The organism is Nonomuraea sp. ZG12 (assembly GCF_052068115.1).
Classification (GTDB): domain Bacteria; phylum Actinomycetota; class Actinomycetes; order Streptosporangiales; family Streptosporangiaceae; genus Nonomuraea.
Map to the genome: position 1 here is coordinate 199,127 of NZ_JBQHCW010000004.1, position 23,195 is coordinate 222,321.

Genomic DNA, 23,195 nt, shown 5'->3' on the forward strand with positions numbered 1-23,195 from the left:
TCACACCCACTTCCCGACTGGTCGAGCCAGCTAGCACGGTGGGTGCTCGGAACGCACGCCTTAGGCGCAGTTCCCCGCCCGGTGATCCGGGCTCTTCAGTTCTCAAGTGGCGCTAGCGGGCACTCGCTGTGGTGCGAGCTTCCGTCGCCCCGTCGCCGTCGCATTCGGCGCGCTGGGCAGTGAGGGTCACCGGCGGGCTGTCGGCCCGCCGCGCCGCCCGTGTGTTCACAGGGGAGCGGACTTGGTGTCGCGGTGGTGCGGTCTTGCGGTCTTGCTGGGAGCCAGGCTACCAGCCTCATGTTCGGGCTGGCAACTCTCCCCCCGCCCCGTCGTGCTGGGCGGGTCGTGCGGTGGTGCGGTGGTGCTGAGAGCTACGCTACCAGCCTCTTGCTGCGCTGGCAACTCCGCTGCTCCGGTGCTGTTGGCCCCCTCGCCTGCACTCTGGCCGGGTCGTCAAGGGCCTTGCTCCGGTGCTGCGGTGTGCCACCACCCTACAGGAGGCTGGTAGGTGCCGCAACTCCCCCGCTAGGTGCGCTGCCCGGTGGTGCTGGGCGGTGCGTCTTGCGGTGTGGCAACAGCTTGGCAGTAGTGGCCTGGTAGCGCAAGCCAGGGCAGCGAGCTACCAGCCTGATAGAGGGGCGCTTAGGTGCGTTGAGCTGGGCAAACAGAAAGTTAAAAGATCTTGGAAGCTCGGCACTTGGGCCACGCTGCGCAGTGAGAAGAAAGAAGTCTCTGACCTGGGCTTTCTTGTTTCTTTCTGCCCGGCACCGTGGGCGACCCATCCGGGGGCGTCCGCGCAGGTCAGCGGGGGGTGGGGGGGTGCATACATACGCCCGCGCGCGAGCCCGGAGGGTCTGCCTCTTACGATCAAGTACAAGTCTGGGAACGCGCTGAAATGGCCGTAGCCGGCCTTTGGAGACCAGGTTGGTAGTTATTCCCCGGAACACCAAAAACCCCGCTCGTAGGGCCCTTCTGGGCCCCGGAGCGGGGTTAGTTGTCCTGAGGTAGGTGGGTCATGTCGCCGACCCGGAAACTGCCTCTGAAATCCGTGCGACGGGGGCCCCGTATCGGGCCCCTCCGGATTCTGGCTGGGTCTGATTCGGGGGCATATCGGATCTCAGTTCTTGCTTACGACAGCCCTGGGAACGTTCGGACCGTCCGCGACCCAGAACTTGGCCACGAATGACGACCCGGCCGGCTCAATCGCGATGACAGGAGCGATCCTGGTAGGAGTGAGGCAGGGAACGGCATGGGAGCTCGGCCAGGGGAGGCCGAGCGGCACCTCCACAAGGTAGACCCAGCCGGTTTTGTAACGTTCCCGAGCTACTCGGACATGATCTCCGACGTGGAGCTCCTCTGGCTCACCAAGTGGGCCAGCGTCATACGCGGTATCGGGTAGATCCGCGGCCTCTCTATACGCCCTGTCGTAGACCAGTGACTCCTCGTCGGACACCCAGACGCTGACGTAGGCAAAATTCCCCTCCTCATAGGTCCGAAGGACCCTTGCGCTGAAGAACGGAATGGCGTAGTAGGCGTTGCGGGGGTTAAGGAGCATCCCTCTCGGCATCTGGTACTCGTAAATGTAACCGTCAGTGTACTGCTGACGACTGATATGCATCTCGGAGGCATGGGGCGTCAGCACTTCCAGCTCCCCAACGGGGCCGAGTGGGTTCCGGGGCCCCTGGGACGAGGGGGGCTGTTCGGATTGTGCGCTACTCATGGTCAAAATTTACACGATTATTACGCATGCTACCGATATATATGAGCGGTTTTACGGAATTGAGAGGTTAGCTAACCCTTACCCCCAAGATGGGCGATTCCGGCCAGCGGAAGGCCGATTGACAGCGGCACTCGCTACGACTGACCTTCCAAGAGGTTGGGGCTCCCAGCCTCTTTCCACTCCATCTCGATGTTGAAGGGCACCCTGGAGCCCTTCACCTCGTGGCCCACGCTACGTGCCCACGCCTTGATAATGGCCTGCTGACTCGGGCCGGTGGTCCTGGAGCTGCCGGACTTCCTGCGGGCCGGCCTGGAGGCCGCGGCGCTCGCTGGTACCTCAGTGGAGCTTCTGTCGATAACCTCCCATGCCTCCGTCCAGTCCATCTGGTGCGTCTGACACAGATCGTTCTGCCGGTGCTCGCCCTTGGGGTTGGTCCACTCGTTGTGGTAGGGGGCCTCAACGTCCTCGTCGTCGTGCCAATCACAGACCTGGATGACTTTGGTAGCCATGACCCTCCGCTCTCGTCCGTTGCTTGTAGCAACTGATTCTAACGGGGCCACTTGACTCAGCCCTCTTGACGTCGAGCAATTTGGTGCTCGACGATCGCAATTGCATGCAATGTCTTATCAGAGATCGGGGCCCCCAAGATCATGGACAGTAGCAAGCCTGATAGGAAGCTGGAAGCGTTGAGTGCGCGATTGCGCGACATCCGCCAGGATGCTGGACTCCAGGGACGCGAGCTGGCATCCCTGGCCGGGTGGCACCCGTCCAAGGTGTCGCGTATTGAGCTCGCGAAGCAGCGGCCGAGCGAGGAGGACATCGTCTCCTGGTGCCGGCACTGCGGGGCCGTCTCACAACAGGACGACCTAGTGACTCTCGTACGCACCATCGAGGCCATGTACGTCGAGTTAAGGCGCAAGACCAAGACGGGGCTCAAGCACTTCCAGGAATCGTTCACCCCTCTATGGCAGAACACCTTGCGGTTCCGTATCTACGAGCCGGCCATTGTGCCCGGTCTCATTCAGACCGAGGAATACTCGCGAGCAGTGCTCACATTGACTGCTGATCGCCTGGGCGGTGTCAATGACATAGACGAGGCTGTGGCAGCTCGGGCGCAGCGTCAGTCGGTGTTGTATGAGCGGACGAAGCGGTTCGTCGCACTCATAGAGGAGCAGGCTCTCCTGATGTACGTCGGGGATCCTGATGTGATGCTGGGGCAACTAGACCGTCTCCTGGCCATCATGGAGTCCCCGCGGTTCAGCCTCGGCATCATCCCGATGATGAGGCCGCGGCATGCCTGGCCATCTGAGGGGTTCTGGATCTACGACGAGTCCACGGTGATGGTCGAGACTCGTTCGGCTGTGTTGACGATCAACCAGCTCCGGGAAATCGCCGTATATGCGGACGTATTTGAGCGCCTGAAGAGCTCGGCCGCTTTTGGCCAGGACGCTCGGGATCTCATCAAGTTGGCACTCCAGAAGCACAGCGCGCAATCTCGCGCAATTTCCTAGCGATCCTGAGCAGGAGGCTTCTACGGTCGAATGAGTCACCCGGATAGCCGCTTTACGGAGAAGCCATGACCGAACTCGCACAAGCCACTCTCGAATCCCGCCTGGCGGTTCGCCGGGTCGGCAGGTCCACTCTGGTTCAGATGTGTGACCTGGCGGACTCCGTCGAGCTGGTGATGATGAGCGCTCGGTTCTGGGTGGACTTCCTGACCAAGGTCCGCGTCGATCACCTCAAGCCCAAACGGAACGGCGACTACGTCATCCTGGAGGTCGAGGACGATGCCCTCTCCAAGCGGCTCCAGAGCCTCATCGTCTCCGCACAGGCGTACGTGGAGTTCCAGCGTGCCGCAGCAGGTGGGCGCTTCGACGGCCTGAAACCGGCACCCCTCGGTATGGCGCATGGCCCATGGGTGTGGGCCGGCGGAACGGTGGAGACCGCCGAGTCTAGAGAACTGGACGGGGTCGTCTGAGGCATCACAGACAGCCCCGGTTGAGGTGCCCGCTGGTTCTCCCTCCTCCGGGGTGCAGTCCCCCAGTTCCTTCCTACTGGGGTTGGGGTCCTGGCCGCTGGCTCACACCACCCCATACCGGCCAGGGCCCCCTTAGATCTCTCGGCATGGTCATCTAGTAGCCGAGAGCTGTGGAACCCCCTGTCGCGCGGACGGGGGGTTCCCACATGTAGAAAGAAAGAAGGAACGAAAAAAAGGCCCCCAGTCCGAAGACTGGGGGCATCTCTTTTGTTAATCGTCAGGGGTGTGGATGACGGTGTAATTGTTGTTGGTTACGCCGAGCAGCTCGGACCAGGTGTAGCCACTGAATCCGTGATCGGCGCAGTCCCAGGAGCCATCGCGCCGCTGCCAGGCATCACCGTCTCTGTCCAGGAGGACCGAGCCATCCGGGGGCTCAGCCGGCAGGGTCTCCTGGTGGCAGGTGGGGCAGAGTTCCATGCTCAGACCTCCATGGCGTCTGCGTCGTCGGCCACCAGGCCGTTGTGGATGAAGGTGGTGGGGCCAAACTCCTCCTGGACGGAGCCCCAGGTCCAATCCTCGTAGTGTGCCCCGCCCATGGCACAGCCCCAGAGGCCGTTCTGACCTCGCTGCCAGGCGTCGCCCATCTCGTCCAGGACGATGCTGTAGATGGCCGGCTCCTCGGGGAGCCGGGAGATAGTGATGCTCATGATTCCTCCAGGAGGTCAAGTTCAGCGGTCGGGGTGACGAGACGGGCGATGCCCGCCCCCTTGATCAGCTTCAGGCAGCCGTGGCAGGGGGCGTCGGTGCAGTAGAGGGTTCCTCCGACGCAGTCATCTCGGCTGGCGTAGAGAAGTGCGTTTGATTCAGCGTGGATACTCCGGCAGTCGCTGTAACCAGGGCACGGGCTATCTCCTCTAACGCCGGCCTCATCCTCGCCGCGTTCCGCTCGAAGGCTTTTGCCCACCCGCTCGCATGGGCGCTGAAGGCATCCCGGCTCGTTGGGGGGCACCCCGTTGTACCCGGTTGAGGCAATACGTCGATCGGCACGGACGACAACCGCGCCAACTCGGCGACGGCTGCAATCACCGCGTCGTGATACGGCTTGAGCGATTCCGAGAAAGTAGTCGTCCCAGCCAGGTCGCTCCAGAAATCCCCCTGTTCCGCCGCCGACGGAATCTCCGGATTCACGGAACATGAGGTCTCCTTCGGGTAGTCAGTGGGCCAGGCGTAGTACGGCGAGACGCCCCAATGGAGCAGGCCCCGATCTGCCATGTGCTCGACCTTCTTACGGGCGAGCTTCTCCGGAACGCCTTCGGCGACCAGGGCCATCACCACAGGCGGATGCTCGTTGGGGTCTTCCCGGTAGCGCTGGGCCAGTTCGATCACGTGCTGGTCGTCGATGTCGGATCGCTTCACAACAGCTCCTAGAAGTCATGTAGGCAGTGCTGGCAGAAGCGGATGCTGTCGCCCGACGTCTTCATCGGGAGCTCAGGCAGGCCGGAGGAGTAGAGGTGCTCGAAGCCGTCCGCACGCTCCCGTGCGGACTGCCGGTTGATCTCCTGGATCTCCAGGTTGTAGGCGTCCACCAGGTCTTGTTCGGTCACGTAGATGTGACCGCACTCGAAGCAGACGATGTAGACCCCGCCAGTGGTCGGGAAGGGCTCGTCCTTGTAGCAGGACCAGCAGTAGTCAGGGCTGACGGTCACAGCTCCCCCGTCAGGAGTAGGACACCGACGATGGCGAGCAGGGTCAGCCCCGCCACGGCGGCACAGGCGATGAAGGTGACCAGGAGGCCCTCGACGAGGGTCATGACACCGAACAGGAGGATGACCGGAAGGGAGACCAGGAAGGTCCCGAGGGCTTTCTTCATGCGATTCCTTTCATGAGAGCCAGGAAGGCCCCCACCGCCACGAGGGCGATGAGGGCCAGGAGGGACTTGAGGGTGTCTAGGTCAGCCAACTGGCCGCCCAGATCATGAAGATGGCGACGAGGGTGTAGGCCCCGAGGCCAATTACCAGTTCGAGGGTGTCGCTCACGAGCCGTCCCTGTGTTAGCTTTGTGTCCTTCGATTTCATCAGCACATGGCTGCCGTGCTGTCACACGGCAGCTACAGAGAGCCCGCCCGGCTAGGCGGGCTTTCTGCTTTGTGGGCATGTCTCGGCATGATCGCCTTCGGCCGGTCGAGACCCATCCACCAAGGGCGGGTGCGGTCCTGGGCCCCACAGTTGAGGCACATGATCTGGCAGCCGAAGAGAGGCTTCTCCCAGGGCCTCAGCTCCTCCGGAAGACAAGGAGACCCTGGGTAGTCCAGGGTCTCCAGATCCGTCCAGGGCGGCATGCAGTCCTGCCAGGTCATGAACCGTCCCAGAAGCCGTTCTCCCTGCGGACGAACTCGAAGCGATCCTCCAGGCGGGTAAGGCGGTCTTCGAGCTCGCTTCTGAGTACCGGGCAATCATGGGCCGGGCGGTTCTCCAGCTCATCCTCCAGCTCGCTGATGCGGCTCATTTGCCAGCCGCTCATCGTGTGAGCCTCATCGAGCCGCTTCTTGAGCTGGGTGACCTCGGCCTCCAGCTCCTTGATCTTGTCGTCCCTCGGATCCCAGTAGGCCATCAGCCGATCAGCTCCTCTAGCTTCGCCACCCGCGCTTCGAGACGCATGTTGTCGTCTATGAGCTGGGCGATTCGGGTGTCCTGGCGATTGATCCGGGTGTGGAGATGCTGGGTCACCAGGTGCTGGGACACGGGATCGGGTTTGACGTCCATGTGATCGACGTCCTCAGGGGCGATGAAGTATTCAGGGTGGTTCTGCTGGAAGTCCTTGAGCACGCCCATCAGCCGTACATCTCCTTCACCCGTGCCAGCTTCTCGGCGGTCTTCGCCACCTCGTTGGACATCTCCCACATGTAGGCGGGGTACTGGCTGAACACATCCGAGGTGAGTACCTCACCGAGCTGCTGGTAGAGCTTGATCGCCGCGGCGATGCTCAGCGGGATGGGCTGGTGCTGGGTCAGGCCATAGGTCTCGAAGGTGGCCCGGACCACAACCACGTCCTCGTCGTAGTAGTCGTGGTAGGTCGCCTCGGTGGTGACTTCCCGGTAGATAGGACCTCGGGCTTCCGGGTCTCTCACAGGCCCTCCTTCTCTCCCGCTTCCGCCACGAGCTGGCGGAACCACCGCATCCTGTAGGCGTTCCTGTAGATGGTCCGGACGTCCTTCATGTCCTCGGCCATGAGGAGGTCATCGAAGACCTCCTGGAGAGTCAGGTAGCGCTTCCCGTCGAGTCCCTTCACTTGTCCCTCTCGTCCAGTTCGACCACCGGGCCATGCTCCTTGCGGTCGTAGCCGCCATAGGGCGCGTAGAACTCGTCCACCGGCTGCCACTCATCAGCGTCGGCGGCCCACTTACCGAATGAGCCCCAGCCGGCCTCATGTGCGGTGAGGGCTGGGACTTCCTCGTGAGCTGCCTCGATGGCTTGCTCCTCGTCGTCGGCCTCGACGTACGCGGTAAGCCACGTAGTGCGGGCCATGTTCACCTTGTACTTGGTCACCTGAACACCTCCGCCACCTCGGGGCCTACGAAGACCTCGTAGTCGTTGAAGAAGGGGATGTAGGCCGGCGTCGCGGTGACGCCGAAGAGGCGGGCCAGGAACAGGCCCTCCTCGGTGGAGACGTCCACCTTCCGGATGAAGTCGCCGGCCGCGATGGCGGCGTCGACCTTGGGGCTGATCGCCTTACAGGGTCCACAGCTCGGGCTCCAGAAGTACAGCTTCATCAACTGAACACCGCCTTGAACAGTCCCGCGATGGCGGCGAGCAGGGACACGACGATGAGGAGACAGAACAGCGAGACGATGACGTGCGCTGTGGCCTTGAAGATCTTCTCCATGGATGGTCCTTTCAGCCTTCGAGGAGGGCTTCCAGCGCCTTGACGCGCTGGTCGGCAACTGCGGCAGAGGAGAGATCGCCCTTCGCCTGAGCCTTGGCGAGTTTCCTGCGGTAGCGCTCCAGGTGGCGCACCGTCTTGGCCCTGAGCTCGTTGTTGACGGCCTTCTGCTTGGCCCAGCCGGCGTCCCGCTGAGAGATCAGCGCGGCCTGTTCCGACATCAGCTCGGCGTTACGCAGCTCCAGGTTCCTGACCTGCTGCACCAGTAGGTTGACGTGGGTGACGGCCTCGGAGCCATACTTGGTAGCGATCTCGGAGCCGTTCAATGGCTCCAGCATGGGTCGGTACATCTCTGCTTCCTCCTTCTGTTGTCTGATCCAGTCGAGGAACTCCACGGCCCTGGTGGAGTCAGGCAGCCGCACGCCTGACCTCCTCGTTGCCGATGGGGTTGTCCAGGTCGAAGTCCTGGAAGCTGCCGGGGGCGGTGGCCCTGAGCCAGATGAGCAGCTCCCTGGCCAGCTCGCGGATCTCGGCGTCGGCGGCCATGTGGTAGCGCTTGGTCAGGACCTCGCGCCAGGCCCGCATGTTGCCGGTGACGACCATGGACACCGGCTGGGAGTTGAGCAGGAAAGCCCTGGCCGCTTCGCGGGCCTGCTTGCGGGGGACGCCCGACTCTTCAAGGCTGTCCCGGACCATGCGGTAGTTGTGCACGGCCTCCTGGTGGGCGAACACAAGGAGGCTAGTGGCCGCGAGCCCGCGCAAGGCGGGCGGGATGACCGCCTCACGGTCGGCCTGGTCGACGTAGCGCTGCGACTCCACCGAGAAGGACAGGTGCCTGTGCCTGGTCAGCTCGGCCAGCAGGGACCGGCTGACGTCCGTGATGTAGAAGGTGGCGCTGGAGTGCTCCAGCACCGAGAAGTGCTGGTGGTCGATGATGTTGGCCAGGTAGCCCATCGTGTCGGCCGTCGCAGGGTTCTTCCGCTCCCATGCTTGATAGCAGGCCCGGCCTGCGGCCTCGGCCAGGCCGTCGGCGTCGGAGAACGCCTCCGAGCGGAACCCGGTGGCGTACTCGAAGGCGTCCTTGTTGAACTTGGTGTAGGCGATCAGATTGACCTGCAAGGGGGTCTCCTAGTAGTCAGCCCCGTAGAGGGAGCCCCATGAGCGACCCCCCACTTCGGGGTCGGTTGGTACTTCCAGGCCGCCGACCGTCTGGGTCATGAGCCGGCCCGCCTCGTGGGCGAGCTCGTGGGCGTCCCTCTGGGGGAAGCTGAAGAGGACTTCGTCATGGATGGGAAGGCGCATCATCGGGGTGAATCCGGCCTTGTCGAGCCGGATCATGGCTGCCCCGGTGATGTCACGGGAGCTGCTCTGCACGTAGTAGTTGAGCGCCGAGTAGGGGCGCTCCTTGTCTACGTAGAGGCGACGGCCGGTGGCCGTCTCGATGTAGCCGTCACGGCGGGCCTGCTTCTGGAGCTTCTTCGAGAAGCTCGTGACGCCCTTGTAGGTGTCATCGAATGCCCTATCGACTTTCTGGGCTGCGGCGAGTGGGAGTCCGTACTGGGCGACGATGGCGTTCACTCCCCCACCGAACGCCTTGGTGAAGTTGGCCCCCTTGCCGTACTTCCGCTCCTTGTCGTCCTTCGTGATGTGGTCCCCGAAGGCGGCTCTTGCCGTGAGGAGGTGGAGGTCGTCGCCGCGCTTGAACGCCGCGATCATGACCGGATCGGGGGCCAGGGCTCCCATGACGCGGAGCTCCATGTTGGAGTAGTCCACGCTGGCCGCGACCTCGCCCTCGTCGGCGAGGAAGCAACGACGGACCATCCAGTCGGCGGAGGGCAGGGTCTGGGCGGGGATGCCGGTGATGGACATGCGAGCCGTGCGGGCCTGCATGGTGTTGATGTTGGCGTGGCACCGGCCGTTCTCATCGGCGTTGGCCAGGAAGGCTTCGGGCCAGGTGCTGGCCCACTTGATCGCCTTCTTGTAGTCCTTGATGGCCTTGGCGAAGGTCATGCCCTCGCTGGCGAGCTGCTCCAGGAGGGCATCATCGACCTTGTCCTTGCCCTTGGGGGTCTTCTTGAAGTCGCTGAAGCCCAGGAGCTGGATGACGGAAGCAACCTGGTCGTTGGAGCTGGGGTTGAAGTCGTCGGGGTCCAGGTCGAGTTTCTCGACCTCGGCCTCGATGATCTGTAGTGCCTCCTCCCCGTCCAGGCGCAGGTTGTGCGCCAGCTCGGTGGTGTACTCGCGGTCGAGCAGGAAGCCCTTCTTGCTGATCTCCGAGCAGATGCGGGCAACTTCGTGCTCGTAGCGGATGAGGCGACGGGCGCTTGCCGGGATCTTGCGATCGAGGGTCTTGGCCAGGACCCAGGCGAGGACCGGGTCCATGAGCGCGTAGATCTGGAAGAACTCGTCGTCGAGAGAGACCTGCTTGAAGTACGTGGCCTTCGTCAGCTTGAGGGCCTTGCACTGCTCGCGGACCGAGCCTTTGATCTGCTCGGCCGCTACCTTGTCGATGTAGGCCGCGGTGAGCTCTTCGAGCTTGTGGCCGGTCCCGCCCTCCTTGCGGTCGCGGGAGTCCACCAGGCGGCTCAAGATGCCGGTGTCGGTCGTCTTGGGGAAGAGCTCCCCGAGGGGAACCCCCAGGCAGCGGTCAGCCACCTGGAGGTCGAAGGGCGCGTTATGGATGTAGAGCTTCTTGGCGTGCCGCAGTGTCTGCGTGACGTACCAGGCGAAGCGCGGGTGCCTCTCCACTGGGAGGAACCAGGACTCGGCCCCGGCTGAGAACTGTGACGCTCTCAGCCGGAAGCCGGGCTGGTAGATGTCCAGGGAGGTGGTCTCATTGTCGAAACCGAGCTCCGTGTGCTGCTTCGCCCAGTCGGCGAAGGCCGGGAGGTCGTCCTCGGTCTCCACAACGTGGCCGATGACAGAGCGGCCCGCGAGCCGCATCTCGTGGGTCCGCACTACCAATCTCCTAGATCAGGGCATGGATGATGGCCAGGATGATGATCGCCACCGAGTACCTGAGGATGACTCGGTAGGGGAGGTATCTCACGTCACTTCATCTTCACGAAGACCGGCTTGCACTGGTCCGGGTTGCCCTTCTCCAGCGGGCAGAAGTGACCGGCCCACGGACCCTTGGCCCCGTTGCCGGTGATGTACTTCATGTCGCCGTGGGCGCAGTTCTTGGTCTCGACGCCGGGCGGGGTGCTGTTCTGCTGAGAGCGCTGCTGGCCGCTGCTGTTGCCGCCACCACGCTGACCGGCCGGCGCGGTGCCCGAGTCGAGCGTCTTGGCGTACTTGGCGACCTTGGCGGTCAGCTCGATCAGGTCCTTCGCTTCGTTCAGGACGCTCTTGGCGTCCTCTACGGAGTCGGAGTGGAAGACGGTCCAGGGGGCGTCGAAGCCACTGCCGTACTTGATGGTGGTGGTGATCTTGGCCTCAGAGTTGTTGACGTTGGTCACGTAGGTCTCCTTCTTCGCGGGGGTGGCGGGGATGTTGTTCTGGGCCTCGTCGCGAGGCGGGTCGGCGTAGACGGCCTCGGCCGCCCAGGGGTCCTCGGTCGGCGCGTCATCCGGGGGCTGGTTGACGTAGTCCGGGACGTTGGCGGGCTCGTCAGTGGCCCAGGGGTCGTTGTCGTAGGCGCTCATGCAGCTACCAATCTCATGTATTCGGGCATGAAGAAGTAAGATCCCTACCTGATCGGACAAGCCCCCGAGGCGCAGTCCTCATCGATACCGTCCTCGACGTTGGTCAGGCCGGTGGCCTTGACCCAGTCCTCGTACTCCTGCTGGGTGATCCGCTCGTAGGGGGCGAGCTCGTATCCCTTCTCGGGGAAGACCGTGGTTCCCTTGAGGAAGGGCAGGCGGTTCGCCAGGATGTCGGCCAGGGCTTCCGAGCTGTACTTCTCGGGGTCCAGGTTGGCGGTGAAGCTCACCGCGTTGTCGGCGTATTCGGTCTGGAGCATCTCCTGGAAGGCAAGGAGCTGGTCGAAGGTCAGCTCGTCGGCGGACTCAACGATCTCACCGGGCCAGCCGGCCGCCTCCACCCTCTCGACCACGGTCTCCTTGGTCGGGATCTCGACCACCACCGTGTTGGCCGCCTGCGGGTCGTCCACCACGTTGTAGCCCTGGTGCCGGTAGATCTCCACCTGGGCTCGCTGATCGAGGTCCACCGTCGAGAACCGGATGCGGCGGATGTAGTAGCGGGCGAAGATCGAGTGCCCACCCTCCGTCGTCCCCGGCAGCTTGGCGATGCTGCCGGTAGGTGCCAGGGTGGTCACCTTGACCGGCTCGGGGATGCGGAGCTGGAAGGCGTACTTCCGGGCCTCGTCCCTGACGGCCTGCTTGAGCTTGCGGAAGATGGCCCTGACGTAGGCGGTGCCGGGAGCGGCGCTGTAGCGAACGCCCATGAGGGCCAGGGCCTCCTGGACTCCGAAGAGGCCCACCCCGATGCGGCGGTTCTTGGCAAGGATCGCAGCCTGCTTAGGGTCGTTGACGTCCCCGAAGGTGGCCCGGATCAGGAACCGGGTCATCAGCCTCGCGGCCTTCACCGCAGCCAACGTGTCGAAGGCACCGTCCTTGACGAAGGCTGCCAGGTTGAGGTGGCCCAGGTTGCAGTTCTCGAAGGGCTCCAGGGCGATCTCACCGCAAGGGTTCGTCGCGAAGACCTCGCCGGTCTCCCCCACCTGCGACAACGACTTGTTCCAGATGCCGGGCTCGCCGTTGGTGAGCATGCCCTGGGCGATGATGTCCAGAAGATCCCAAGCCTTCATGTAGTCCGAGGCCAGTGGGGTCACGCCGTTGAGCGCCTGGAAGTAGTCGTCGTCGATGATCACCGAGATGTTGGTCGTCCAGTGGCCTCCATCCTTCTTGCACTGGACGAACTCCCCGATGTACGGGTCGTTCCAGGGGAGCTGCGCCATGCGGGCGCTGCGACGGTTTCCGCCGGCCACCACACACTGGGCGATGGCGTGGTCGATCTCCATGGCGTCCAGTGGGGTGACACTGCCACCCACCCAGACGTCCACCTCGCGCTGGAAGACCCGGTTGTTGAGAACCTCGGACACCTGGTGGAGCATCCTGGCCAGTGGTGCCGGCCCGGAGGCCGTCCCGCCGAAGGTCTTCAACCTGCTGCCTTCACAGCGGACGTTGGAGACGTCGAACACCCGGTCCTGGTGCTGGGTGTCCGGCCGCATGTGGGCTTCCAGGAGATCGGACAGCGCCTCAGCCCAACCCTCTCGGGAGTCAGGCACCACCAGGGGCCAGTCCCATTCGTGGCTGAACTCCTCGGAGAGAAGACCCTCGGCCTTCATCGCCGCGTAGTCCGGGTGGCTCGGGTCGCACACGATGTGGACCCTCAGGCTGTGTTGCACCTGTCCGTAGCGGAAGGTGTAGTCCGAGCTGTAGTTCGAGCCGACTCCCCCGCCCTCCATGAGGCGGAGGAAGGTGAACTCGAAGTGCTCGCTGAAGCGATCCGTCCAGCCCGCGGTGTGACAGTTGAACAGGTACTGCCTGCCCTTGACGCCGGAGGCCCACAGGTGCCTACCGGCCGGGAGGACGGCGAAGGACTCCATCAGGTTGGCGAGCTCGACGCTCTCCCTGAAGTAGTCGTCGGGGTTCCAGTGGACAAGGTCCAGGTTGCCGTGGACGACCCGATCGACGGTCTCGGGCCAGGTCTCCTTGGAGCCGTCGGCCTTAGTCCGGCTGTAGGTCCGCTCGTAGACGGCCTGGCCGGTCGGTCCGAAGTTGGTGTCGGTCAAGAGTAGTTCTCCAATGCGTTGTAGGTGGAGCTCGCGCTGACTGCGCTGGTCAGGTAGTTGGCGTAGCCGTTGGGGACGGCCTTGCGGGAACCTGGGCCCTCGTGCTTGTGCCGGGGCTGGTTGAGGTGCTTGTTCAGCTCTCGGGTGACCGCGTTCACGGCGTCGCTCACGCGCCGGCTGTCCGGGGTCGGGTCGTCCGGGCCCTTCGGGCCGAAGGCGGCGAGAAGGATGTCGTGGGTCTTGTCGGACACGCGGTGGAGCGCGTCCCGGACGTCCATCAGGTTGGCCCAGACACTCTTGGCCTCGACCGCGACCCCGAGGTGCTCATCCCGTACTGGGGTCTCGTACGCCTCCGGATCGAAGTAGCACTCCTGGAGGAGGGCTCTAACCTCCTTGGGCGTGTAGACGAGCGCCTGCGGGTGGTCGACCATGTACCTGTAGTGCTGCTTGCCGCAGTACTCTCGGGCCTTCAGCGAGAGCTGGTAGTGCAGGACCTCGTACTCGGCCTTGTCGTACTCGGCCGCCCTCTTCAGGGCCTTGGCGTAGTGGCTCCAGTGGGTGAGTGCGGTGGTCGTCACCTCACTGGAGATGTCCTCCGCCTCTACGGCCGGGTACTGCTTGGCGAACTTCTTACCGATCGCCGCTGCGACCTGCACCAGCAGCGCGGTGTGCTCGGGTGAGATCTCGTTCAACTCGCTACCAATCTGATGGATCTGGGCATGGTTAAGCGGCTGTCGCGAACTTGCCGTCTCCGCCGCGCTTGAGCGCTCCGTAGCGCTCGCCCTCCACGACGAAGGAGCCGTCCGGCCAGATGTCGATGGCATAGGGCGACACGTCGTACTTGCCGACGTAGAGGATGCCGAAGCCTTGCTGCCAGTTGGCCACGCCCCCAGCGCCGAGGTACTGGGTCTTCTTGACGTCCATGAGGTTGCCAACCTCGAAGCCCCAGCGCCTGGTGGCCTTGCCCCCGATGTACTGGGAGGTGTGCCTGCGGACACCAAGGCGGTGGGTGTGTCCCATGATGACGTTGGCCCCGGCCTTCATCGCGTGGTTGAAGGCCGTCGTGCCGGCGATCTGAGACATGCCCTTGATCTCGTGGCCGTGGATCAGGACCGTGTCCGGTCCTACCTTGAAGAAGGGCTTGACCAGCTCCACTCCGAAGCCGTCGAAGTCGAGCAGCTTGCTGAAGTGGAGACTGTCGGCGAACTCCGCCAGGGCGGGCGCGTTCTGGGCCAGGTAGACCCTGGGGCGCTCGTCGTGGTTACCCTCCAGGATGCCGAGGTGTCCGCTGTAGACCCTGCGCAGCGGCTCCAGGAAGTGGAGCTTGCCGTAGTCGCTGTGCTTGATGACGAGTTGCTCGAACTCGCTCCTGGTGCCCTTGGACCACCTACTCGGTGTCGGGTAGTCCATCAGGTCGCCGATCTGGTAGACAGCGTCGGGCTGGTACTCGCCGATGAAGGCGAGCACGTTCTTGAGTGCTCGCTTGTCCTCGAACGGCAGTTGTACGTCCGAGACCACCACGATGCGTTTGGTCAATCCCACAGGCCCTCCTTGGCCAGCCGATCGACGGTGTCCACGTACATGAAGGTCCAGCCTCCGGTGTGCGTGGCCCAGTGATCCTCGGCCGTCTTCTGTCGGTGGAAGGCACAACCGGGCTCACACCAGAGCCCGTTCTGCTGACGCCTCTTGTGCCGCTTGAGTGCGGCGTAGCGTGCTCGCTGGAGGAGCATCACACCATCTCCTCCTCACCGAGGGCGTCCTCGTCCCAGATGTAACCGAGGTTGAGGAACAGGTCGTAGCTGTTGGGCATGTCCGGGTCCTTCCAGACCATGAACCGGCCGCCCTGGACGGCGATCACTTCCTCGTTGTTCAAGACCTCCGTGACGATCTTGGCCAGCATCGCCTCGATGGTGTCCGCGTTCGGGATGGTCAGGCCCTGCTCGGTGTCGTAGCCCCAGCCCTTGGCCGCGAACATGGCGGCCAGCTCGTCGGGAGCCAGCTCCCACTCTCCAGAGACCTTCACAGGTTGACCCTTCTTTCGGCGGCGTACATAACGGTGGGGATGAGCTTGAGTGCCTGGTCGTCGCTGAAGCCACAGGCGGTCAGCTCGATGTAGGTCTGCCAGGCGTCCTCGGCCAGTGCCTCGATGAGCTTGTGATCCATCAGCGGACCCTCCTGGCGGCGTCGCGGAGCTCATCCCACTTGGGGGTCAGCTCCGGCCAGCCGGCCGTGTAGAACTCGTCGGGCCGCCTGGTAGGCGGTGTGAAGTTGTCCACGGGGGGCTCCGCGGCCACCTGCTCGGGCTTCGAGTGCTTGCCGGCCCCGGCCTGGTAGCCGTTGAAGGCCACCTCGACGGCCTTCTCCAGGAGATTGAGCTTGTAGCGCAGCATCACGTTGTAGGCGATGCCGTCCTCAACCTCCTCCCTGGCGTACTGGATGACCTCCTGGAGGCTCATCCGCTCGAACTTCTGCTCCGAGCCCTCGTCGTACTGCTCCTTGCCAACGCCGAGGATGCGGCTCTGGACGGCGACGACGGCGGACATGACTTCCTTGGCAAGCTCTTCGCTGGTCACTGTGCTACCAATCTCCTGTTTCGTTGCATAGAAAGGTCAGGCACCGAGTTTGGCTCGGAGCCCATCTCTGCCGTGGTCCCGGAAGAATGAAGTAACGTCTCCTCCGGTCATCGGGATGGGGCGGATGTTGTCGAGTCCGCTGTTGGCGACCTTGGCCACCAGCTCGCGGCCGGGCTCGTCGTCGTCGTGCAGGATGAACACGGCGTCGAACTGCACGAGCAGTCGCCGCCAGATTGGATCCCAGGTGTTCGCCCCCGGCAGGCCGGTGGCGGGGAGGCCACACTGGACCGCAATGGCCCTGTCGAACTCTCCCTCGGTGATGCAGATGTTCCTAGTGCCCCACTCCAGAGCGTCCGTGCCGTACGGGCGTGGGATGTCGCCGGCCAGGGACAGGTACTTCGGCCCCGAGCCTTCCCCGAGCTTCCTGAAGCGGATGGAGATGCACTCCCCGCCCGGTGTCAGGTAGGGGATGGAGATGTAGCCCCGCACCATCTCATGGCCTGGCTCAGGTGAACGGACGACGCCGAACCGGTGGCTTGTGATCGTCTCCTCGGTAAGGAGCCTCTCCGGCCCCGTCAGATACGCCAAAGCCTCGTCGTCGAGCTGGCTTGCGTACTTGAGCGACGACTCCTCCGTAAACTTCCTGGAGGACTGACTCGGGACTATCGCCTTCACTTAGTTTTACCCTCCTCACCAGCGTGATTGCGTTGCCCTTCATGTCGCACGCCTGGCATCGAAAGGCTTCGTAACGGACGCTCGCGGACTTGTGGGTGTCGTCGTGGAACGGACACCGGATGGACTTCCACCGGCCGCCCTCGACCACCTCGGGGACGGATGCGCCGAAGAACTCCAGCAGGGGCGTGATCGGGATTGGCTCCATGCTACCAATCTCCTACTTGGTCTTACGCGAAGCTGCCTTCTCGAAGGCCGAGAGCATCTCCCGGTTGGTGGTCTTGCCGATGCTCGGCGCGGGCCGCTTGAGGTCGGTCGGGGGCTTCGACTTGTGGTCTTTGGCCATGGCTACCGCTTCCTCCTGCGCTGACGGGAGTTGTTGTTCGCCTCGTCCGAGGCGTAGCGAGGTCCCAGGACCCTGAGGGCCGGAGGGTTCTCCAGGTAGTCGGCAGCTCGCCGTAAGGTGTCCGGGCTGTCTCTGGCCGCTGTGAGCAGGCGTCCGTTACACATCCGGCACAGGAGTCCACGTACAACGCTGTCGCGGTGGTCGTGGTCCACCGAGAGGCGCTGCTTCCGGGTGCCCAGGCAGATGGCGCACCGGCTGCCCTGGGCCTCGAAGAGGGTGTCGTACTCGCCTTCCGCTAACCCGTAGGTCTTGCCGACCCTTCGACGATGGGTGGCTTCGCTCCGGGACTTGCGTTGGCAGGTGGTGCAGATTCGACCGCGAGGACCGGTGTAGAACTTGGCCTGTCGCTTCTTACCGCACCGGCTACACGCCCTCGTGGATCCTCCGTTCGACGGAGTCATCCCAGATGTCATCAGGCAGTTCACCTCCTGCCTTGCCGGTGAACTCCCAGTCCTTGATGAGCATCCGATCGAGATTGGCCTCCAACTCCACGAACAGATCGCCTGCTGCGTTGGCCCTGCCCGAGCGGTTCTTGAGCACGTAGACGCCCAGGGCTCGCCCACCGTTGACGATGAAGGAGTCGGTGTAGGCCAGCCCCAGGATCAGCGTCTGCAACTTACTGATCTTGCCTCGGATGTCCTTGAGCTTGAGCGGCTGATCGCCGGACTCGGCGTCACCCACCACATGGTGAAGGACAACCACGGCGGCCTCGGTCTTGCGGGCCAGGTCGACCAGGAAGCTCATGGTCGCTTCCAGGCCGGTGAAGCCCTCGCCACCTCCCTCATCGAAGACGTTCGCGAGGTTGTCCAGGACCAGCAGCTCGGGCCACATGCCGTACATGTAGGCATAGGCCAGGACCTCCTCTTCGATCTGAGAGAGGCTGGGGGCCGCATCGAAGTCGAACCAGACCCTCGTGAACTCCCTGAGGGCCTTGTCATACTTCTCACCCTTGCCGGCCTTGTAGGCAGCCTCGATCTCCTGCACCGGATCACCGGTCATGATGGCCGCTGCCCGGATGGCCTGAGTCACCTCGTCGGAGTCTGCCGACATGTAGATGCCGCGAGCCCCTGATCTGATGGCGAGATTGAGAGTGAAGGCGGACTTCCCCACACCTGGGGCCGCGGCCACCATCGCCACCTGGGAGCGGCGGACGTGGACTGTGGCGTCGGCGAGGGACTGCCACACCGTGGGGATGGGCGCGCCCGCGTCCTTCGCTTTTCGCTTGGCATGTGAGAGAAGAAGGATCTAAGCCACCTCCTCCGAGACACCGAGGCCCAGCTTGTGGAAGGTCCTGTCGATGCCCTTCTTGGTGAAGCGCCCCTGAGTGACCGTCTCGCCGGTCGGCTTGTGGACAACCCGGTTGGTCATGTAGCCCTGGTTGACCGCGTAGACCTTGGCAGCCGTGCCGTGCATGTCGATCCAGCGGAAGTCGTCCCGCAGGATCTCGTCGATGAAGTGGCGCTCGCGGATGCCGTACGGCTTGAGCATGCGAGCGACCTCGCGGATGCTCTTGGTCTCGGCAGTGTTCATGAAGTGGTCGTAGCGGTCGGCCTTGGGCGACAGCTCGACGACCTTCTCATGAGCCAGGTCCCTCTCAGCCCTGTACTTCTGAGCCAGCTCGCCGGCCCTGGCGGCGAGGGCCAGCACCACCTCCGGGTCGTCCAGGTCCACCCGCTCGGTGTCTACGGCCATCCCGGTCCTGTTGTAGGTCGGGATGATCTCGCCGTAGAGCTTGTCCTGCCACTCCTTGAGCTCGGGCCGACGAAGCGTGGAGACCAGCCGGTTGAGGCCCTTCTCCGTGACGACTACCAATTTCTGCCTGCCCCCAGGGGTGTCCACTTCGCGGACACCCTTCTCGTCTTCGCCCTCAAGCAGACGGGAGAGGTGGGGGGTGTGCTTGTATCCCCACGCTTTGGCGAGGTCAGCGATGGCGATGACAAATGTGTCGCCCTCCTTGAGGACGCGGACGTCCACCTGAGCGTCCTTGAAGATCTTGACCTCACTAGGCATAGGGGTCCTCCTCGTTGAGCCCCCGCAGCAGGGGCAGGATGGTGTTCCAGTACGCCTCGGCGACGGGGTGATCCTCGTCGTACAGCGACACGAGCGCCGCGCCACCTGAGTGGTGGATCAGGTTCCCGTCCTCGATCTTTGAGAAGTCCGCGAGAACTTCCTGGGCGTGCGGGGGCAGGACCTCTCCGTAGATCACGGCGATCTCGGCGAGGACCAGGTCTCGATCAGTCATGAGTCTCCTTACTTCATGAGGGGGCAGTGCGGGGCCACGCCGCAGGTGCGGCAGGCATCACCGGGGTTGGGCAGGAAGAGCCTGCGCTCCTCGATCGCTGCCGCGTTGAGGAACCACTGCTCGATCCACTCGTTGTCGAGGGTGGTCAGGTCGACGGGAGCCGTCGGCTTGGCGTCGCGGGTCATGAAGAAGTCGCCCCACGTCACGTCCTCGCCGAAGATCTCGTTGACGGCCTTGCGGTAGACGCTGAGCTGGAACGGCACCTGCGGTGCCTTGCTGCCGGTCTTGATGTCGCGGACCAGCAGCGCTCCGGTCACGGTGTCCTGCAACACGATGTCGATGTAGCCCCGGATGATGACGTCCAGGAACTCCACCTCGAAGCCGACCTCGGCGGCCGGCGAGCCGTCGGGGAGCTCGTAGGGACGTAGCCGCTTGTCCATGAGGTTGGCCCTCATGTAGTCGGCGACTTGGCCCATCCCGCCCTCGTAGCGGTCCTTCAGGTCGTTGGCGACCTTCTTGCGACCACCTACGAGCCATTTGGAGCGTTCCGGGCAGCGTTCGTCGGCCTTGGCGATCTCCCGTCGCCATGCCTTCTTGTAGACCTCAATGGCGTCGAAGACGTCCATGGTCCGGCAGGACTTCTCCCAGGCGTCGGCGGCCTCGTGGACCGCGATGCCTTGTATGGTCCAGCCGGCCGGGAGAGAAGGAAGTTTCTCGATCCTCTCCAGTTGGAAGGACAGGCCGCACCGAGCGATGCTGGTGAGCCTGGATACGGATGTTCGTCTACTCACTCGTTACCAATCTCCTTGTTGAGGGCATGGGTCAGATCGTCCCCTTCCAGAAGTTGATGCAGATGTCGCCGTCTTCATTGAAGGCGTCACGCAGGAGTGCATTGCCGTGGAAGTGCTCGATGGCGTAGCAGAGGTCGAGCACTCGGGCCTTGCCCGCATCCGCGAGGATCTCGCCGTAGGTTCCCCCCTTGGGGTGCTCCCCCTCGAACACCTTGACGCCTGGGGCTTCCCAGACGAGCTTGAGCTCACCGAGGGCGAACAGGTCCTGCGGGCCGATCTTTGACATTCAGCTACCAATCTGATGTTTCGAGCGAAAAGAAAAAGGAGCGGCCTCATCATTGAGGCCGCCCATCCGTCTTACGAGGTCCCGCTCATTGCCTCCTTCACATCTTCCAGGACCATGCGGATGTGCCAGTTCGACTTGTCGGCAGGCTTCTCGAAGAAGCCCGTGTCTCGGTCGTAGTCGATGTCGAGGTCCGCCTCGTCGAGCTTGGTGGCCCACCGGAGCGCGGAGTTGAGCTTGACGATCGGTATCTGCTGGCCCTGGGCTACCTTGCTCAGGTTCCGTAGGGAGGTCACTGGGCCAGACTGCCCATGCTCCTTGGCCACTCGCCACGGTATGAACTTCCTGTGGCTTAGGGACTTCTTCTGCATGCCGATACGTTCGACGGCCTGCTGCACGCCTCCGACGGAGACCTTGAAGTGGTCTGCGATCTCGCGGTAGGTCTTCCCGGCCTCGATCATGCGCCTAAGCTCAAGCGGGTCGATCAGCCTGTTAGCCACCGTTATGCCTCTCGTACATTATGACATCATTGCATCTTACCAATCTGTTCGTGCACTCGCTTCCACCTTGGGGGGTGGTTGAGATGGAGCTCGATGCTCGCGCAAGCACACGGACTACCAACATCCATGTACTTGCACAGAATCGGGTTCCCAAACAGGTTCCAACCCAGAGCCGGTCTTGCCTCGCCGAAGCGAGGCCCACGGTTTTCGGTCGTGATCTTCCACGGAACCTTAGGATGACTGGGGCGCGGCCATGACAGCCGTCTTTATATCTCCACCTCACGAGACCAGCGGTTCGCCTTCAGGGCTTAGCTACTGGTTCCCGGACCGTTCTTCTGGCGACGGTGCCCACGTTACTACTGTCAAATACTGCCGAGCGCGTTCCCACCTTGCCTCCGGGCCGTAATGATGGCCGTTCTGCGGTGGTGCTCTGCTCCAGACTACCAACCTTATGTTCGGCTGTCAATCTGGCGCTTTGGGGCGATTTCTCGCCCCTAAGCGTCCCACTCCTACAAGGTACCAAACTCATGTGAGCTTGTCAACTTGCTGTCCCCGGCTTGTTCTTCCCCCTCTCGGGGGGCGTCCCTTGCTGGCGACAGGCACCAGACTACCAGAGTCTTCGATTTACTACCAACCTCATTTGGTAGCTACTTTGCGTGACCTAGTCCTCGGCTGTGTCCTGTCGCAGGATGCCCGAGAGCACCTCAGGGGTGACTCCCGTGGCCAGAGCTACGAGGTCCGGCAGGGCTCCGAGGTGGACGTGGAAGAACAGCTCCCCCTTCCTGGTCCGCGGCGGCGGTGGGACTGCCGGAGGCTCGTAACGCACCGTAGGCACCGCATCAGAGTTGGACGCGTCCACCCAGGCCCGGCCACCCGGCATGACCTTGACGTAGCTCACACGGACCCCTGAGCGCCGGAGGAAGGCGTTCCTCTCCGGAGGCTCGATCCCGTCCCAGTACTTCCGCCAGGTCTCGCCCGTCGGTACCCACTCAGTGCGAGCCGGCAGGATGGGCAGCTCCTCCAGGACGGCGATGCGCTCGTCGAGGGCGCTGAGGCTTTGCTGGGCTGCCGCTCGGGCGGCACTGGACCTCGCGGTTGCCAACTGCGCTGAGACGGCCTCGTAGTTGGCCTGGAGCTCCTTCAGCTCCTCGGTGTGGTCCTCCCCTGGGAGCCGGTTCTCCACCAGGCGGGGAAGGCTGCCGATCACTCCCATGAGATGGCTGATGAAGAGTCTCTCCGCCTTGTCGGCCGCCAGCGTCTTATTCCCGCAGGGTGTCGTCCGCGAGGAGGCGCACCGGTAGTAGCGGGCCTCCCGCGAACTGCTGGTCCCGTACATGGGCTTCCCGCAGACCCCGCAGAACAGCACCTGTAGGAGGAGTGCTGCATCTATCCGGGTGCTCGACTTCTGCATCGAGCGGGCCTTCAGCGTCTCCTGGAGCCTGTCCCAGTCTCCCTGTGAGATGAGGGGCTCTGCTCGCTTGACGGGCATGCCGTCCGCGCCCCGGACGACCTCCTCAGGGCCCCTGCCGTCACCTCCCCGGAAGGTCTGCTGGCCCAGGAGGTTTCGGGACTTGAGGATCTCGTTCAGGCCCGCAGGGTTCCAGGGCCGGCAGGCCATGGGCGGGTGCCACCCGCCGTTGCGCATCCGTTGCAGGTCCTTGGGGGTGGGGACGCCCTGGTAGGTGAGTTCACGTGCCACGGAACGAACGGAGTGGCCGTTGATCACCTTCTGGATGACCTCCCGGACGATCTGGGCGTAGGGAGAGTCCTGGACCAGCTTCCAGCCGTTGGGGGTTGGTACGGCCTTGTAGCCGTAGGGCACGGACCCTCCAGGGTGTCGGCCTGTCTGGCGCATGTACACCTTGGCGTCGGTGGTCCGATCGGAGATCGACTGTGCCTCCATCTGAGCCGCGAAGGCGAAGATCATGAGGATGAGTTCCGACACGAGGTCGGAGGACAGATCGAAGGTGATCGGTGCTCCGCCTCCGGGCCCTTCGGCGAAGACGAGGACCTTGCTGTTCTGCTTGGCCCACTTGGTGAGTTCGGCCATGTCCGCCATGGAGCGGATGGCCCGGTCCTGCTTGGCCCAGATGATGGCGTCGAACTCGTTTACCCTGTCGTTGAGCCACTCCCCGAGGTTGGGGCGCTCGAACGGAGTGGTCTTGGTGGCGGACACATCGAGGTCTACGGCCTCGCCTACGACGGTCCAGGATCGTCGCGCAGCCTCTGCCATGGTGGTGGCGAGCTGGCGTTCAGGGCTGGTGGTCTCGTCGGTGAGTACGGACAGGCGGACGGCTAATAACGCTCGCACTGGACAGATCCCCTTCGTGACAGGCTGCCGGGGCAGCCGATGCAGGCTACGGGTATTTGCCGAGTGCTACTGCCAGCACCAGCCC

At 63.6% G+C, this 23,195-nt stretch carries 36 protein-coding genes and 1 pseudogene; 2 read left to right on the forward strand and 35 right to left on the reverse strand.

The features are described from left to right. Positions 1 to 1,117: 1,117 nt before the first annotated feature. Complete coding sequence (locus ACTMTF_RS15295; protein WP_441111216.1) at positions 1,118 to 1,642, reverse strand: hypothetical protein; 525 nt, start codon at positions 1,640 to 1,642, stop codon at positions 1,118 to 1,120. 212 nt (positions 1,643 to 1,854) lie between these two features. Beyond that, complete coding sequence (locus ACTMTF_RS15300) at positions 1,855 to 2,229, reverse strand: hypothetical protein (protein WP_441111217.1); 375 nt, start codon at positions 2,227 to 2,229, stop codon at positions 1,855 to 1,857. A 141-nt stretch (positions 2,230 to 2,370) separates the two neighbouring features. Between ACTMTF_RS15300 and ACTMTF_RS15305 the strand changes: the two genes are divergently transcribed. Both ACTMTF_RS15305 and ACTMTF_RS15310 read left to right on the forward strand, forming a co-directional pair. Further along, complete coding sequence (locus tag ACTMTF_RS15305; protein ID WP_441111218.1) at positions 2,371 to 3,231, forward strand: helix-turn-helix domain-containing protein; 861 nt, start codon at positions 2,371 to 2,373, stop codon at positions 3,229 to 3,231. Between the two features lie 65 nt (positions 3,232 to 3,296). Beyond that, complete coding sequence (locus ACTMTF_RS15310; protein ID WP_441111219.1) at positions 3,297 to 3,698, forward strand: hypothetical protein; 402 nt, start codon at positions 3,297 to 3,299, stop codon at positions 3,696 to 3,698. A gap of 270 nt (positions 3,699 to 3,968) precedes the next feature. Here the strand turns inward: ACTMTF_RS15310 and ACTMTF_RS15315 are convergent, their stop codons facing one another. The 33 genes and pseudogenes from ACTMTF_RS15315 to ACTMTF_RS15475 form a co-directional block, all read right to left on the reverse strand. Next, a complete protein-coding gene (locus ACTMTF_RS15315; protein ID WP_441111220.1) occupies positions 3,969 to 4,175 on the reverse strand; it encodes a hypothetical protein in 207 nt (68 codons plus the stop codon). Between the two features lie 2 nt (positions 4,176 to 4,177). Continuing rightward, complete coding sequence (locus tag ACTMTF_RS15320) at positions 4,178 to 4,405, reverse strand: hypothetical protein (RefSeq protein WP_441111221.1); 228 nt, start codon at positions 4,403 to 4,405, stop codon at positions 4,178 to 4,180. Further along, a complete protein-coding gene (locus tag ACTMTF_RS15325; RefSeq protein ID WP_441111222.1) occupies positions 4,402 to 4,893 on the reverse strand; it encodes a deoxycytidylate deaminase in 492 nt (163 codons plus the stop codon). Before ACTMTF_RS15325 ends, ACTMTF_RS15320 begins: the two co-directional genes overlap by 4 nt. Before the next feature lie 229 nt (positions 4,894 to 5,122). After that, on the reverse strand, positions 5,123 to 5,404 hold the full coding sequence (locus tag ACTMTF_RS15330; protein ID WP_441111223.1) for a hypothetical protein: 282 nt from the start codon (positions 5,402 to 5,404) through the stop codon (positions 5,123 to 5,125). Next, on the reverse strand, positions 5,401 to 5,568 hold the full coding sequence (locus ACTMTF_RS15335; protein WP_441111224.1) for a hypothetical protein: 168 nt from the start codon (positions 5,566 to 5,568) through the stop codon (positions 5,401 to 5,403). Before ACTMTF_RS15335 ends, ACTMTF_RS15330 begins: the two co-directional genes overlap by 4 nt. Positions 5,569 to 6,050: 482 nt before the next feature. Further along, positions 6,051 to 6,308, reverse strand: a complete 258-nt coding sequence (locus ACTMTF_RS15340) for a hypothetical protein (protein ID WP_441111225.1) — start codon at positions 6,306 to 6,308, stop codon at positions 6,051 to 6,053. Then, positions 6,308 to 6,529 carry a hypothetical protein gene (locus ACTMTF_RS15345; RefSeq protein WP_441111226.1) on the reverse strand — a complete coding sequence of 74 codons (222 nt, stop codon included), beginning with the start codon at positions 6,527 to 6,529 and terminating at the stop codon, positions 6,308 to 6,310. The genes ACTMTF_RS15340 and ACTMTF_RS15345 overlap by 1 nt, the downstream gene beginning before the upstream one ends. After that, the gene (locus ACTMTF_RS15350; RefSeq protein WP_441111227.1) at positions 6,529 to 6,825 is read right to left on the reverse strand and encodes a hypothetical protein; all 297 of its coding nucleotides are present in this window, start codon (positions 6,823 to 6,825) and stop codon (positions 6,529 to 6,531) included. The genes ACTMTF_RS15345 and ACTMTF_RS15350 overlap by 1 nt, the downstream gene beginning before the upstream one ends. Beyond that, positions 6,822 to 6,986 carry a hypothetical protein gene (locus ACTMTF_RS15355; RefSeq protein ID WP_441111228.1) on the reverse strand — a complete coding sequence of 55 codons (165 nt, stop codon included), beginning with the start codon at positions 6,984 to 6,986 and terminating at the stop codon, positions 6,822 to 6,824. Before ACTMTF_RS15355 ends, ACTMTF_RS15350 begins: the two co-directional genes overlap by 4 nt. Continuing rightward, the gene (locus tag ACTMTF_RS15360) at positions 6,983 to 7,243 is read right to left on the reverse strand and encodes a hypothetical protein (protein ID WP_441111229.1); all 261 of its coding nucleotides are present in this window, start codon (positions 7,241 to 7,243) and stop codon (positions 6,983 to 6,985) included. Before ACTMTF_RS15360 ends, ACTMTF_RS15355 begins: the two co-directional genes overlap by 4 nt. After that, positions 7,240 to 7,467, reverse strand: coding sequence for a thioredoxin family protein (locus ACTMTF_RS15365; RefSeq protein WP_441111230.1), 228 nt, complete (start codon positions 7,465 to 7,467; stop codon positions 7,240 to 7,242). The genes ACTMTF_RS15360 and ACTMTF_RS15365 overlap by 4 nt, the downstream gene beginning before the upstream one ends. A 124-nt stretch (positions 7,468 to 7,591) precedes the next feature. Further along, positions 7,592 to 7,999: a hypothetical protein gene (locus tag ACTMTF_RS15370; RefSeq protein WP_441111231.1), complete on the reverse strand. Its 408-nt coding sequence runs from the start codon at positions 7,997 to 7,999 to the stop codon at positions 7,592 to 7,594. Beyond that, positions 7,986 to 8,696: an FAD-dependent thymidylate synthase gene (gene thyX, locus ACTMTF_RS15375; RefSeq protein WP_441111232.1), complete on the reverse strand. Its 711-nt coding sequence runs from the start codon at positions 8,694 to 8,696 to the stop codon at positions 7,986 to 7,988. The genes ACTMTF_RS15370 and thyX overlap by 14 nt, the downstream gene beginning before the upstream one ends. Before the next feature lie 9 nt (positions 8,697 to 8,705). Continuing rightward, positions 8,706 to 10,535 (reverse strand): DNA polymerase, encoded by a 1,830-nt coding sequence (locus tag ACTMTF_RS15380; protein ID WP_441111233.1) that lies wholly within the window; start codon positions 10,533 to 10,535, stop codon positions 8,706 to 8,708. A gap of 92 nt (positions 10,536 to 10,627) precedes the next feature. After that, complete coding sequence (locus ACTMTF_RS15385; RefSeq protein ID WP_441111234.1) at positions 10,628 to 11,221, reverse strand: hypothetical protein; 594 nt, start codon at positions 11,219 to 11,221, stop codon at positions 10,628 to 10,630. 44 nt (positions 11,222 to 11,265) lie between these two features. After that, positions 11,266 to 13,332, reverse strand: coding sequence for a ribonucleoside-triphosphate reductase, adenosylcobalamin-dependent (gene nrdJ, locus ACTMTF_RS15390; RefSeq protein ID WP_441111235.1), 2,067 nt, complete (start codon positions 13,330 to 13,332; stop codon positions 11,266 to 11,268). Continuing rightward, a complete protein-coding gene (locus tag ACTMTF_RS15395; RefSeq protein ID WP_441111236.1) occupies positions 13,329 to 14,024 on the reverse strand; it encodes a hypothetical protein in 696 nt (231 codons plus the stop codon). The genes nrdJ and ACTMTF_RS15395 overlap by 4 nt, the downstream gene beginning before the upstream one ends. A gap of 31 nt (positions 14,025 to 14,055) precedes the next feature. After that, positions 14,056 to 14,874: a metallophosphoesterase gene (locus tag ACTMTF_RS15400; RefSeq protein ID WP_441111237.1), complete on the reverse strand. Its 819-nt coding sequence runs from the start codon at positions 14,872 to 14,874 to the stop codon at positions 14,056 to 14,058. Then, a complete protein-coding gene (locus tag ACTMTF_RS15405; RefSeq protein WP_441111238.1) occupies positions 14,865 to 15,062 on the reverse strand; it encodes a hypothetical protein in 198 nt (65 codons plus the stop codon). The genes ACTMTF_RS15400 and ACTMTF_RS15405 overlap by 10 nt, the downstream gene beginning before the upstream one ends. Next, the gene (locus ACTMTF_RS15410) at positions 15,062 to 15,355 is read right to left on the reverse strand and encodes a hypothetical protein (RefSeq protein ID WP_441111239.1); all 294 of its coding nucleotides are present in this window, start codon (positions 15,353 to 15,355) and stop codon (positions 15,062 to 15,064) included. The genes ACTMTF_RS15405 and ACTMTF_RS15410 overlap by 1 nt, the downstream gene beginning before the upstream one ends. Further along, the gene (locus ACTMTF_RS15415; RefSeq protein ID WP_441111240.1) at positions 15,352 to 15,495 is read right to left on the reverse strand and encodes a hypothetical protein; all 144 of its coding nucleotides are present in this window, start codon (positions 15,493 to 15,495) and stop codon (positions 15,352 to 15,354) included. Before ACTMTF_RS15415 ends, ACTMTF_RS15410 begins: the two co-directional genes overlap by 4 nt. Continuing rightward, positions 15,495 to 15,905 (reverse strand): hypothetical protein, encoded by a 411-nt coding sequence (locus ACTMTF_RS15420; protein ID WP_441111241.1) that lies wholly within the window; start codon positions 15,903 to 15,905, stop codon positions 15,495 to 15,497. Before ACTMTF_RS15420 ends, ACTMTF_RS15415 begins: the two co-directional genes overlap by 1 nt. A 36-nt stretch (positions 15,906 to 15,941) precedes the next feature. Beyond that, entirely contained in the window at positions 15,942 to 16,580 is a 639-nt protein-coding gene (locus ACTMTF_RS15425) for a toprim domain-containing protein (RefSeq protein ID WP_441111469.1), read from the reverse strand. Positions 16,581 to 16,596: 16 nt separating this feature from the next. Beyond that, positions 16,597 to 16,785: pseudogene (locus tag ACTMTF_RS15430) on the reverse strand (CHC2 zinc finger domain-containing protein); the annotation flags it as partial. 12 nt (positions 16,786 to 16,797) lie between these two features. Next, on the reverse strand, positions 16,798 to 16,923 hold the full coding sequence (locus ACTMTF_RS15435) for a hypothetical protein (RefSeq protein WP_441111242.1): 126 nt from the start codon (positions 16,921 to 16,923) through the stop codon (positions 16,798 to 16,800). A 2-nt stretch (positions 16,924 to 16,925) separates the two neighbouring features. After that, positions 16,926 to 17,396, reverse strand: a complete 471-nt coding sequence (locus ACTMTF_RS15440; RefSeq protein ID WP_441111243.1) for an endonuclease VII domain-containing protein — start codon at positions 17,394 to 17,396, stop codon at positions 16,926 to 16,928. Then, the gene (locus tag ACTMTF_RS15445) at positions 17,347 to 18,168 is read right to left on the reverse strand and encodes an AAA family ATPase (RefSeq protein WP_441111244.1); all 822 of its coding nucleotides are present in this window, start codon (positions 18,166 to 18,168) and stop codon (positions 17,347 to 17,349) included. Before ACTMTF_RS15445 ends, ACTMTF_RS15440 begins: the two co-directional genes overlap by 50 nt. 60 nt (positions 18,169 to 18,228) lie before the next feature. Further along, complete coding sequence (locus tag ACTMTF_RS15450; protein ID WP_441111245.1) at positions 18,229 to 18,993, reverse strand: phage antirepressor KilAC domain-containing protein; 765 nt, start codon at positions 18,991 to 18,993, stop codon at positions 18,229 to 18,231. Further along, entirely contained in the window at positions 18,986 to 19,225 is a 240-nt protein-coding gene (locus tag ACTMTF_RS15455; protein ID WP_441111246.1) for a hypothetical protein, read from the reverse strand. The genes ACTMTF_RS15450 and ACTMTF_RS15455 overlap by 8 nt, the downstream gene beginning before the upstream one ends. A gap of 8 nt (positions 19,226 to 19,233) precedes the next feature. Next, a complete protein-coding gene (locus ACTMTF_RS15460) occupies positions 19,234 to 20,016 on the reverse strand; it encodes a RecB family exonuclease (RefSeq protein WP_441111247.1) in 783 nt (260 codons plus the stop codon). A 31-nt stretch (positions 20,017 to 20,047) separates the two neighbouring features. Then, positions 20,048 to 20,302, reverse strand: a complete 255-nt coding sequence (locus tag ACTMTF_RS15465) for a hypothetical protein (protein WP_441111248.1) — start codon at positions 20,300 to 20,302, stop codon at positions 20,048 to 20,050. A gap of 71 nt (positions 20,303 to 20,373) precedes the next feature. After that, positions 20,374 to 20,799, reverse strand: a complete 426-nt coding sequence (locus ACTMTF_RS15470) for a hypothetical protein (RefSeq protein ID WP_441111249.1) — start codon at positions 20,797 to 20,799, stop codon at positions 20,374 to 20,376. Positions 20,800 to 21,460: 661 nt separating this feature from the next. Further along, positions 21,461 to 23,110, reverse strand: a complete 1,650-nt coding sequence (locus ACTMTF_RS15475; protein WP_441111250.1) for a recombinase family protein — start codon at positions 23,108 to 23,110, stop codon at positions 21,461 to 21,463. Positions 23,111 to 23,195: the final 85 nt, after the last annotated feature.